General features: G+C 32.7%; 13 protein-coding genes and 1 pseudogene. 8 read left to right on the top strand and 6 right to left on the bottom strand.

Translation table 11 applies throughout. The features are described 5' to 3' along the window. The 5 genes and pseudogenes from UIB65_RS07745 to UIB65_RS07725 form a co-directional block, all read left to right on the top strand. A pseudogene (locus UIB65_RS07745) lies at positions 1-199 on the top strand (DNA topoisomerase VI subunit B); the annotation flags it as partial. Positions 200-208: 9 nt separating this feature from the next. Next, positions 209-1,303 (top strand): DNA topoisomerase IV subunit A, encoded by a 1,095-nt coding sequence (locus UIB65_RS07740; RefSeq protein ID WP_330040741.1) that lies wholly within the window; start codon positions 209-211, stop codon positions 1,301-1,303. A 161-nt stretch (positions 1,304-1,464) separates the two neighbouring features. Further along, positions 1,465-1,737 carry a metal-sensing transcriptional repressor gene (locus UIB65_RS07735; RefSeq protein WP_296803793.1) on the top strand — a complete coding sequence of 91 codons (273 nt, stop codon included), beginning with the start codon at positions 1,465-1,467 and terminating at the stop codon, positions 1,735-1,737. Between the two features lie 62 nt (positions 1,738-1,799). Then, positions 1,800-3,665: a cation-translocating P-type ATPase gene (locus UIB65_RS07730; RefSeq protein ID WP_330040740.1), complete on the top strand. Its 1,866-nt coding sequence runs from the start codon at positions 1,800-1,802 to the stop codon at positions 3,663-3,665. A gap of 30 nt (positions 3,666-3,695) precedes the next feature. After that, positions 3,696-3,899, top strand: a complete 204-nt coding sequence (locus UIB65_RS07725) for a heavy-metal-associated domain-containing protein (protein ID WP_330040739.1) — start codon at positions 3,696-3,698, stop codon at positions 3,897-3,899. Between the two features lie 2 nt (positions 3,900-3,901). Here the strand turns inward: UIB65_RS07725 and UIB65_RS07720 are convergent, their stop codons facing one another. After that, on the bottom strand, positions 3,902-4,678 hold the full coding sequence (locus UIB65_RS07720) for an alpha/beta hydrolase (RefSeq protein WP_330040737.1): 777 nt from the start codon (positions 4,676-4,678) through the stop codon (positions 3,902-3,904). A 146-nt stretch (positions 4,679-4,824) separates the two neighbouring features. On the opposite strand from UIB65_RS07720, the gene UIB65_RS07715 reads away from it, so the two are divergent. After that, positions 4,825-5,841: a phosphorylating glyceraldehyde-3-phosphate dehydrogenase gene (locus UIB65_RS07715; RefSeq protein WP_330040735.1), complete on the top strand. Its 1,017-nt coding sequence runs from the start codon at positions 4,825-4,827 to the stop codon at positions 5,839-5,841. Between the two features lie 36 nt (positions 5,842-5,877). Further along, positions 5,878-6,714, top strand: a complete 837-nt coding sequence (locus tag UIB65_RS07710) for a TIM barrel protein (RefSeq protein ID WP_330040734.1) — start codon at positions 5,878-5,880, stop codon at positions 6,712-6,714. A 27-nt stretch (positions 6,715-6,741) separates the two neighbouring features. On the opposite strand, the gene UIB65_RS07705 is transcribed toward UIB65_RS07710, so the two are convergent. Together UIB65_RS07705 and UIB65_RS07700 are read right to left on the bottom strand one after the other, a co-directional pair. Continuing rightward, positions 6,742-7,245: a zinc-ribbon domain-containing protein gene (locus UIB65_RS07705; RefSeq protein ID WP_296803787.1), complete on the bottom strand. Its 504-nt coding sequence runs from the start codon at positions 7,243-7,245 to the stop codon at positions 6,742-6,744. 19 nt (positions 7,246-7,264) lie between these two features. Further along, positions 7,265-8,338: a metallophosphoesterase gene (locus tag UIB65_RS07700; RefSeq protein ID WP_330040731.1), complete on the bottom strand. Its 1,074-nt coding sequence runs from the start codon at positions 8,336-8,338 to the stop codon at positions 7,265-7,267. Between the two features lie 100 nt (positions 8,339-8,438). Between UIB65_RS07700 and UIB65_RS07695 the strand changes: the two genes are divergently transcribed. After that, positions 8,439-9,563 carry an AAA family ATPase gene (locus UIB65_RS07695; protein ID WP_330040729.1) on the top strand — a complete coding sequence of 375 codons (1,125 nt, stop codon included), beginning with the start codon at positions 8,439-8,441 and terminating at the stop codon, positions 9,561-9,563. On the opposite strand, the gene hemA is transcribed toward UIB65_RS07695, so the two are convergent. From hemA to UIB65_RS07680, 3 genes are read right to left on the bottom strand one after another with little or no spacing between them, the layout of a single operon-like run. Beyond that, on the bottom strand, positions 9,564-10,763 hold the full coding sequence (gene hemA / locus UIB65_RS07690) for a glutamyl-tRNA reductase (RefSeq protein ID WP_296803784.1): 1,200 nt from the start codon (positions 10,761-10,763) through the stop codon (positions 9,564-9,566). It abuts the gene before it with no gap. Beyond that, entirely contained in the window at positions 10,760-11,380 is a 621-nt protein-coding gene (locus tag UIB65_RS07685; protein ID WP_296803783.1) for a bifunctional precorrin-2 dehydrogenase/sirohydrochlorin ferrochelatase, read from the bottom strand. The genes hemA and UIB65_RS07685 overlap by 4 nt, the downstream gene beginning before the upstream one ends. 1 nt (position 11,381) lies before the next feature. Continuing rightward, positions 11,382-11,864 (bottom strand): methanogenesis marker 9 domain-containing protein, encoded by a 483-nt coding sequence (locus tag UIB65_RS07680; RefSeq protein WP_296803782.1) that lies wholly within the window; start codon positions 11,862-11,864, stop codon positions 11,382-11,384. Positions 11,865-12,072 lie beyond the last annotated feature (208 nt).

Genomic DNA, 12,072 nt, shown 5'->3' with positions numbered 1-12,072 from the left:
CCATGAAGTACTTGCAAAAGTAACTAAAAGAGCTCTTGCAGAGTTACTTGGTGAAAAAGTTGAAGAAGAAGAGGAAGAAGAAGAACTTGATGCAATCATCATGGAAGAAGTTGACGAATATGGACACACAGTTGGTGAAGGAGAATCCACTTTAGACAGCTTCAAGGAAGATGATGTTGAGGATGGTTTTGAAGATTAGGTGATTTAAATGAGTGAAACAACAGACAAGAAATCACATAAAGAAATAAGAAAAGAATACACTCTTAATAAACTTACCGGATTAGGTCAGGAAATTATTGAAAAGATTGAAGAGAAAAAAGTGCCTAGTATTAGAGTTCCTTCAAGAGGTACCGGGAACATCAAATATGATGAAGCAAAAAGATACTATGTATTAGGCGACAGATACGGTAAAAGATCTCTCGGTAATGTAAAACAAATCAGAAAATTAGGCCAGATGGTTTATGTAGGTAATTTTTGTAAAGATTTAGTTGCAAGAGATAAAACAGCAACAATCAGGGAAATGTATTACGTATCTGAAGGTTGGGGAATCAGTTTTAAAACACAACAAGAATCAAACATTGTTGGAGAAGACCTGGAAGTAACCCTTGGAACCCAACGTGAAGAATTAGGATTAATGCCTGAAGAAGACGGTGCATCCGTTTACGGAGACATTACTCTTTTTGATGATGTTGAATTCAATGCTTCAAAAATGGGTAAATCCGGTTATACTATCTCACCTACCATTGACCAAGTCGACATCCTTGACCATAATGTGGACAAAGTATTGGCAGTGGAAACCATGGGAATGTTCCACAGGTTAGTACAAGAAAATGCTCACAAAAGATTCAACTGTTTAATTGTTGGACTTAAAGGACAGGCTGCCCGTGCTACAAGAAGATTCATTAAGAGAATGAACGAAGAACTTAATTTACCAGTATACATCTGTAACGACGGAGACCCTTGGGGATTCCACATTGCACAGGTAATTATTTCAGGAAGTGCAAAATTAGCTCACGTTAATGATCAACTTGCAACTCCTAATGCTAAATTTATTGGAGTAACCGCATCAGACATCATCAATTATGATTTACCAACAGACAAACTCAAAGATGTCGACGTGATGAGACTTAAAGAGCTTTCTAAAGACCCAAGGTATAAAGGTGAATTCTGGCAGACAGAAATTAAAAAAATGCTTAAAATCGGTAAGAAAGCAGAACAGCAATCCTTCTCAAAATATGGGCTTGAGTACGTTGTAGACAACTACTTCCCAGCTAAATTTGAAGAAATGGAAAATCAAGCATAGTCTTGAACTTTTCCTCTTTTTTTATTTTTTTATTTTTTAAGATATTCTAAAAATTGAATAACTATCATCAAAATAAATTGAAATCTCATTTTTTAAAAACAATGAAAAGACTTATATATAAAAAATATTCATATACCCTAGTAGGTATAGGTTGTGTTATTTTGAAACAATGTATGGATACTGAAAATTTACATAGGAGACTCAAAAAAATCATAGGCCAGATAAATGCTATTGACCGAATGATTGATGAAGATATTCCTTGTGAACAAATATTAATGCAAGTAAATGCATCTAAATCAGCTTTACATAAAGTCGGACACATCATTGTTGAAGGACATCTAGAACATTGTGTAAAAGAAGCAATTGAAGATGGAAACTCCGATGATGCGTTAGGTGATATTTCTTCAATCCTAGAATATTACTCCAGACTTTAATTTTTTTTGAAATAACTTTATATACCTATGGGGGTATACCTATACTATTGGGGCTGTTTAATATGAATTTTACAAGAGATGAGAAAGTAGACATTCTACTTATAATTATCTCCGCAATAAGTGTAATTGGTAGTTTTATTCTATCTCTCGACTATATAGCTTGGATTGCAGTTATATTTTGTGGAGTACCGATATTCAAAGAATGTGTAAAAGGATTAATAACTGAATTCGATATAAAAGCAGATTTGCTTGTTACAATAGCCATCATTGCATCAATTATAATTGGTGAGGTTTTTGCAGCTGGTGAAATTGCAACCATAATGGCAATAGGTGGATTTTTAGAAGAATATACCGTATCTAAAACACAAGGAAGAATAGAAGAACTTGTAAAAATGAGTCCACAAGTTGCAACACGAATAAAAAATGGAATTGAAGAAAAAATATCTGTCGAAAAAGTACAAATCGGAGATATGCTAAAAATAGTGCCTGGAGAAAGCATTCCAACTGATGGAATAATTATAAACGGCGAAACATCAATTGAGCAATCTACATTAACTGGCGAATCCCTACCGGTTGATAAAAAAGAAAATGATAAAGTATACAGCGGTACAATCAACCTTTATGGATCTTTTACAATGAAAACAACAAAAGTCAGCCATGACAGTTCTCTTCAAAAATTAATAAGATTAGTTGAATCATCCAAGCCGGAAAATGCAAAAATTGTTCGCCAAGCGGACAAATGGGCAACAATAATTGTAGTAATAGCATTCACCACTGCAATACTAACTTATCTTTTTACCTTCGAAATAATAAGATCAGTTACAATATTGGTTGTATTCTGCCCTTGTGCATTGGTTCTTGCAACGCCAACTGCAATTATGGCGGCGATTGGAAATTTGACAGGACATGGAATTTTGGTAAAAGATGGAGAATCTTTAGAAGAGTTATCCCACGTAGACGAATTTGTATTTGACAAAACTGGAACATTAACTTACGGCAAACCTGAGGTTGTTAAGGTTATTTCAGACAATCCCAAAGAAATGATGTATCTTTTAGCATCATTAGAATCAAAATCAGAACATCCTTTAGCAAAAGCTATTGTGAAATACTACAGTGCCAACAATCTAGCTGAGGTTAATGATTTTAAAATGCATATTGGAAAAGGAGTAACTGGCAACATAAACAATAATCTCATAATTGCAGGAAATAAGGAACTATTGGAATTGAAAAAAATCAAAATTGATTTCAAAAACTGTTCTGAAAACGGCAAAACCGAAATATTTGTAGCTAAAAATAACGAATATCTTGGAAAAATACTTTTAGCAGACACAATACGTAAACGATCACCAGAAACCATCAGAAATTTAAAAAGATTACGAATCAAAACAACATTGCTTACAGGAGACAATGAAAAAACCGCTAATTTCATTGCAAAACACCTGAAAATAAGAAATGTTAGGTCAAATTGCCTGCCTGAAGACAAAATTAAATATATCAAAAATGAACAAATCCTTGGCCACAAAGTTGCAATGATTGGAGATGGAGTAAATGATGCGCCATCACTCAAAAAGGCAAATGTTGGAATTGCAATGGGAAATATCGGAAGTGACATCAGTGTCGAAGCCGCAAATATTGCATTGATTAATGACAATATTGAAGACATTCCCCATTTAGTTGGAATTGCTCGAAGAACAATTAGAACCATAAACATCAGCATCGCATTTGCACTGATTTTGAATATCATTGCAATGGGTCTTGCAATTTTGGGACTTTTAAACCCTATTGAAGGTGCGCTAATTCATAATATCGGCTCAGTTATCGTGATAATCTATTCATCAACCCTAACAAAATACAAAATTTCAAAAAAAGATTACATCAAATCCAAAAAGTTAGGTATGACTAAAAGTTTAAATAATCCAACAACCTAATATTAACTATCGATAATAAGGTGATTTAACATGGCTGAAAAAGAAATTAAAGTAGTGGGTATGCACTGCCCATCATGTGTAAACGCTGTAGAATTATGTTTAAAAGATGTTGACGGAATTGAAGATGCAAAAGCAGATTTAGATTCTGGAATTACCACAATAACAATGTCTGAAGATGTAAGTGATGCAGACATTAATGAAGCTGTTGAAGAAGCTGGTTTCAAAGTAGAATAATTCTACTTCTCTTTTCTTTTTTTATCTAAAAAATTTTGTAAAATTTTTAATATTTCCAAATTATTTTTTCCAACAAGCAAATTATGCTTAACATTATCGAAAACTATTAATTTAGAACCGCCAATATTTTCATGAATGTTTTCCTGCATACTCAGAAGACACATTTCATCATATTTTCCAGCCAAAATCAATGTTGGAACATTTATTTCAGCTAGCTGATTTTCCACATTGAATTGCAAACATGCACCAATAGCTTTCCTAATAGCTAACACATTGTTCTTTTTTGATGAAATCTCCTTAAGCATTTGAAGTTCTTCAAAATTACTTTGAATAACATCAGGACACAACACCATCGGCAAAATTACATCATAAAATTCACCAAAACCATTATCGAGCGCATTTTCAAACTTGGAAAAGATACCCTCAATATGAGAATTACATTTTGAAAAACTTGACATCACAACCATTGAAGAAACCTTATCAGGATATTTAATTGCAAAACCCATTGCAATAGCACCACCAATTGAAAAACCAATCAAGTTCACCTTTTCAATATTTAACTCAATCAAAATGTTATTCAAATCATTGATGTAAGTGTCCATGGTTATTTCATCTTCACCCAATTCTGAGCCGCCATGACCTCGCAAATTAAACCGAATTATCTTAAAATTCTTTTTTAGATTCTCCGTTAATAATTGCCAATATGTTAAATCATCTGAAAGGCCATGAATAAACACCACTGCCTCACCGATTCCATCGACAGTATAATCCACCTTCATACAAATATGTTTATCAAAACCCAATATTTAATTTTAAAAAAATACCGAAAAACCAACCAAAAAATAATATCAAATTTTAAATAAGTTAAAAAACAAATTAAGACCCATATAATAAATATTTTATTATAAATAAAAAAGGGATAAAAATGAAAACTGTTGCAATTAATGGTTACGGAACCATCGGTAAAAGAGTGGCTGATGCAGTAGCTGCTCAAGATGATATGAAAGTAATTGGTGTAAGTAAAACTAGACCAAATTACGAAGCAAGAACTGCAGTTGAAGAAAAAGGTTACCCATTATATATTGGAATTCCAGAAAGAGAACAATTATTTAAAGATGCTGGAATTGAAATAGCAGGTACTGTTGAAGATATGATTCAAGAAGCAGATGTTGTTGTTGATTGTACTCCTGGAAGTATTGGTCCGCAAAATCTTGAAATGTATAAAAAAGCAGGTGTGAAAGCAATTTATCAAGGTGGAGAAGACCATGAATTAACAGGTCTTTCATTTAATGCTTTTGGTAATTATGATGACTCCTATGGTGCCGACTACACAAGAGTTGTTTCCTGTAACACAACCGGATTAACCCGTACATTATCTACAATTGACCCTATTGCAGACATTAAAAAAGTTAGAGCAGTAATGGTTAGAAGAGGATCAGACCCATCTGAAATTAAAAAAGGACCAATTAATGCTATTGTTCCAAACCCTCCAAAAGTACCGTCCCACCACGGTCCGGATGTAAAAACCGTTATGAATGGAATTGATGTAACAACTATGGCATTACTCGTTCCAACTACCCTAATGCACCAACACAACATTATGGTTGAAATTAACAATGATGTTGAAACCGAAGAAATCGTTGAAGCATTAGAAAAACGTTCCAGAGTAATTGTTGTTTCCGCAGAAGAAGGTTTAGGTTCTACTGCTGAGTTAATGGAATATGCTAAAGAACTTGGAAGAAACAGAAATGATTTATATGAAATTCCAGTTTGGAGAGAATCCATTAATGTGGTTGGAAATGAATTATTCTATATGCAAGCAGTGCACCAAGAATCTGATGTAATACCTGAAAACATTGATGCAATTCGTGCACTTTTAGAAATGGAAAGCGATAACGAAAAATCAATCGCAAAAACTAACAAAGCTATGGGAATTTTATAAATTCCTATTTTTTACTATTTTTTTAAACTGATTTAAATGAAAAACAACGTATTTTTTGGACCTGCAGGAAGTCCAGTCAATTATAAAGGTGCAGCATATAAGGCTCCGAAATTTATTTCTGAAGAGGGTCTTGATTCATATGAATACCAATCTCCATATGGAGTTCGAATCGGCGAATCATCTGCAAATACTTTAAAAAATGAATCAAAAAAACATGATGTTCTTGTTTCAATGCATGGACCATACTACATTAACCTATGTGCAAAAGAAGAGGATAAACTTGAAAAAAGTTTAGGCCACCTAATTTCAATGGCTCGTGCAGGGGAATGGATGGGAGCTTACAGACTGGTATTTCACCCAGGAGCATATTTAAATAGAAAACCTGAAAAGGCTATGGAAATATCAAAAAATACCGTCAAAAGACTTTTTGAAGAGCTCGAATCCGAAGGCATTGAAGATTTTACCTTTGCTCCGGAAACCACCGGAAAAAGAACACAGCAAGGAAATATTCATGAAATTGTTGAATTATGTGCCACTTTCGATCATTTCGAACCAACAATCGACTTTGCACATATACATGCAAGAGGAAGAGGATTTTTAACCAAAAAAGACGATTATAATTGCATTTTTTCAGCAATTGAAAACCAGCTGGATATTGATCGCCTGCATTGTCATTTTACAACAATTGAATATGCCTCCCACGGAGAAGTGAAACATCATACATTAGATGAAAGCGATGAATATGGTCCAAATATTGAGGATTTGCTTGCTAACCTAATAGACAACGGATGGAAAGCAAACATCATCTGTGAAACACCCCTTAGAGATTTGGATGCTTTAAAAATGAAAGAAAAATATGAAAATATGAAATGAAACTCATAATTTTCATTATTTTTAATTTTAGTAATCTTTTACGGAATTAATCAAATCGTCCAGTTCCTTGGTTAAATTTTCCACATCTTTTTCTGTTTCGCTGGCCGAATGAATAATTAATTCATCAATAAACTCTTCCAATTTATCTATAATGCTATTCAATGTATCAATCTTACTGTCAAGCTCATTTTTAATCTTCAAAGAAGGTTTATCTGATAGCTTTATGATATCCCTTGCAATCTCAACGTTATTGTAAAAGACATTATTGCTGTCGTTAATTGTAGAAATAAAATTAGAATAGCTAATTTGTGAAGAATCAAATTGTTTTTTAATCAATTCGAGGGCTTTATTCATTTTAATATTATACTCATCGTTTAATGCATCAATTTTGATTTCATATTTCAAAAAGAAATCATTATCATCAAAGAACATGGAATCATATTCCTCCAATTTAACACCACAATTTGGGCAGAAATTATCCGAAGGGTCTAATTTATAACCGCAATTCATACAATAATTAAAACCTTCCATAAAAAACACAACCTCCACATTATTTTTTTCTTAATTTCAATATTACAAGTTCTGAATCTGTTCCCCATCTCATTGGAGTGTCCATTGAACCAACACCTGTTGTAACATGAATATATTTGCCTGACTCATTTTTAAAAAGTCCCATATTATATTTAAACATTATATTTGCAATATTGACAACAGGATAAAATTGCCCCCCATGAGTATGGCCAGACAATTGGATATCAAAACCCAAGGATGAAAACTCGTCCCAGCGATACGGAACATGATAATTAATAATATTTATCAAATCAGGATTTAAATTATTTTTTATTTCATCATTGGTCGGCACGGGAATATCATCAAAACTGTAAGTCAAACCGTAAATGTTTAGATTTTCAAATTGATACACATCATTATCCAAAACAATGATTCCAGCATTTTTACATGCTTCGACAACATTTTCGATTCCCATATAAAAATCATGATTGCCCGGAGTGAATATGATGGGCATCTTTACATCCTTCAATGCATCAAAATCATGAGGCTCAACAATAGATGAACCGTCTGCCAAATCACCGGAAATAATAGCCAATTGACATGAATTATCCAATTCTTTTAATTTATTTGCAATTTGAGCAATTATTTCTTTATGCCTTACCGCACCGAAATGAACATCAGAAAGATGCACTATATTAATATTCCTAGCCAAATTATTGAATTTCAGTGTTTCCTCGTTAACCACCAATTTATGTGCCTTGTAATAATTGTAAACACCCAATATCGGAACAATGCCCAATAAGCAATAAATGATTAATTGAGGAATCGTGATAAAACAGCTCACAATATATATTATCACAATATCAATGAAAAACATTACAGAAGCCCACATCCAAATGCCGTCAAGTGTCTGCAGAAACCTCCCAATAACTGTTGATTTTTTCTCTTCGAAAAACATCGGAATGCAACGCAATAAACCCAATAAAATACTAGCAACAATTAACTCCATATCACCAACATTAGCAATCAGTAAAAAGATATATTTTAATAAGAAAAACTGGAATAATGCATAAAAAGGTGCTGTGAATAAAACTCTTCGGGTTCTAAAGCTCATGATATTCCCCTCAATTTAAATATATAGCAACTACTATAAATAATAAAACATACAAAAAAAGAAATGTTAAAAATCAGCAGAAAATCTAGGAGGTGATTTATTGAAAACAGATAATAAAAAACCAGAACTAAAATCCACAACATCCAAATCGGTGAAAAAGGAAAATGAAAATAAAGAATTTGCTGAATGTGTTGTTTTAAGGGCTGTTGGTTATCCATTCGATTTTAATTTAATGGAAAACGATTTTGAAATAAAAAATAAAAAGTTATTTGAAGAATATGCCCGTGACCAATGGCAAGGATTAGAAGTAAACGAAAACTCATATCTCTTTGATCAAAAAATCATACCTGATTACGGTTTTGAGATTATTACTGCAAAACCTAATGGCTCAATAATTTCTGAAAAAACCAAAATCATACTTATCGATGAGGAAATCAACAACGTTACTGAAGAAATTAAAATAGACACTTCAGTGAAACTTTCAGACATTGTTGGTCAAGAAAATGCTAAAAATAAAGTTAAGGTTTTAACAAAATATCTGGAAAATCCTGAAAAATTTGGACCCTGGGCTCCAAAAAACATTTTATTCTACGGACTTCCAGGGACTGGTAAAACTATGCTTGTCAAGGCACTTGCCAATGAGCTTAATGTTCCGCTCCATTTAATTAAAGCTACATCATTAATTGGAGATCATGTTGGAGATAGTGCATCTAAAATTCATGAATTATTTAAAAAAGCAAATGAAAAATCACCATCAATAATATTCATAGATGAAATTGATGCAATTGCGCTTCACCGGTCATTTCAGGCATTGAGAGGAGACGTTTCTGAAATTGTTAACGCATTATTAACAGAAATGGATGGAATTAGTGAAAATGAATCTGTCATAACAATAGGAGCTACAAATAATCCTACTTCTCTTGATTATGCTGTGAGAAGCAGATTTGAAGAAGAGATTGAATTCAAATTGCCTGACGATAATGAAAGAAAAGAAATATTAGAAAAAAATCTCAAAACGATTCCTCTGGAATCTGACTTAGACATAACAAAAATTGTTAAAATAACCAAAGGAATGTCCGGAAGAGATATAAAGGAAAAAATACTTAAAACATCCCTTCACAATGCAATAGCCAATGATGAAGATGTCTTAAACATGAAACACATTGAATATTCAATCAAATCCTGTAAAATTAAAAATACAGATGTTAAAGGAATGTATGAATAATCAATCAGAATTAAAAATATACTCACATGCTGCAATAACATCCTTATTTTCTTCTTTTGCAGCTGCTTTAACTTTTTTAGAAATATCAAAAAATATTTTATTTACAATAGAATTTGTTAAATTATCTAAAATTTTCACACTACCATCTACATCGGCCAACTTAACAGATGCTTTTTGTGTTTCACGTTGCCTTATTTCTTCCATAGATGACCTTAAACAAGCAAGAGTATCTTCAACTTCCATTATTTTAAACGATTCTTTGAGTAAATTGAACTCTTCATCGATGATATTTTCGGCTTCAGCAAATTCCTTAATTCTGAGCTGAGTATTCAAATCTGCAATTTCCCTCAAATCATCAATATTAAACAATTTAACACCGATTTCAGACACATCTTCAGAAATATCACGAGGATTAGCAATATCCACCATCATCAGGCTTTCATAATCCCTATCAATATTTAAAAGACGTTGTTTATCGATAATTGTGTGAGGCGCACTGGTCGCACTAATTACCAAGTCAGCTTCAGCAAGATACTTTTCAAGATCATTAAACAGTATTGCTTCCCCACCAAGGTCTTTAGCAAGTTCAACAGCAACATAATAAGTCCTATTTGCAACAAAAATAGCATTCAAATCTTTTTCGGCCAGCGCTTTAGCAACCAACTTGCCCATTTTTCCAGCACCGATTACCAGAACGGATTTATCGTCAAGGCTCCCCATATGTTTTTCAGCCAAATCAATTGCAGCAGAACCAATTGATACTGAACCCTTATTGATATTGGTTTTATTTCTTACAACCTGACCAACATGGATTGCCTTGGTAAAGACTGTATCCAAAACTTTACCACAATGATGGTTTTTAATAGATTTATTTTTAGAATCCTTAACCTGACCCAATATCTGGTCCTCTCCAACAATCATGGATTCCAGACCCGAAGTCATTCTCAATAAATGAATTACAGAGGATTGCCCATATTCAATTATAATGCTTTCATTTTCATGAGACAACAGTTCATCATTCTCGGAAATATAATCATTATGAATATAATACTCCTTTCTGTTGCATGTGGAAATTTCAACGTATTCACTGACTGAATACTTTTCCTGCAACTTCCAGAACAAGTCATCCATTTCCTTTGAAATATTTTCCATAGATTGAATATCCGCAATTTTGTGGTCAACTCTTAAATTAAGTATCACTGTAATCCCCTTATTAAATTATCAATATATAACTTGGCTTCATCAATTTTATTGTCTTTAACATATTCATTAATCTGCTTATTTTCAAAAATCTCATAAAGATATTTTCTGCGTTGCTTTTGGTCACTAATTACTTCCTTTAAAATTGACCTAGCATAATCCTGAAGTTCAATTTCCAAAATATCCTCTTCGGTAATAACAGATTGAATTTTTTTTCTTAATTGACGAGCCATCAATGGACTTTTGCCATTAGTAAAAATAGATATTTCAATTTCTCCAATGTTAAAGCTTGTAGGAACAATAATATCTCCCTTTTGTGGAAAATCCGCCCTATTAATTAATTTATCTTGAGCAATATTAGAAACATGTTCGGACAACTCATTATCACCACTAGCAACGACAACCAAATCAGACCATGAAACAAGTTCATCAACCTCATCAGTGGAACATAAAACAGCCCCTTTATCTTCCAAATCTTTTGAAAGGTCATTTCCAGCTAATTTAACATTAGCACCATGGTCTAAAAATTTATTGGCGCGCCTAGTTGCAACTTCTCCAGTACCTAAAATAAACACATTTAAATTAGAAGTTTTAAAATAAAGAGAAGTCCAATCCATTTTAATCAGATTTTTCAAGAGATTTGGCATGCAATACTTTTACTGCTGCCCTTAAATCATTATTACAATCAGTTAAAACATTCATAGCTTCAAGTTTACTAATATGAAATGTTTCAGCTAATGCTTCAGCCCTTTCATCAGGATCTGGTTTTTTAACACCAACTAATTTTTCAGATAATTGTTTTTTCAAGTCTAAATATTCATCATGACTCATTCCCATATTTCTTAAAGTCATATCCCTTAATGGGCATGGTTTTGATGGTTTGCAACACCATACAAGTGATCCAAAACAGGTTCCAGCTCCTTCACCTAATCTAGTTTCTTTTGCAAATTGCGTTTTAATTTCAATATAATCTTGTGGGGTCAAATTAACTTCCTGTAAAGCGTTTAATACTGGGCATGGTTTTACGGGAGGACAACAAAAAGCAAGTCCCCTTACATCTCCCCCTCTACAAATGTGAGATGGTGCATCTTCCCAAGTCATAATAAACCTCCAATTTTCATTTCTCTTTTGATAATAAGTAAATAATATAAAATATTAATATAATTTATTTAAACTTAGAATATATAACCTTTTTTGTAGGAAAAATATTGACTCTTTCAAAAACTTTGTTGATTTTCAAAATCCTTTTTGCGATTGTCATTCCAAATGAGATCTCTGCGATAGATTCGTTTTAAAACGCCTCGTTTGG

It is taken from the genome of Methanobrevibacter sp. (genome assembly GCF_036307625.1).
Classification (GTDB): Archaea; Methanobacteriota; Methanobacteria; order Methanobacteriales; family Methanobacteriaceae; genus Methanocatella.
This window is presented reverse-complemented; position numbering and strand designations above follow the sequence as displayed.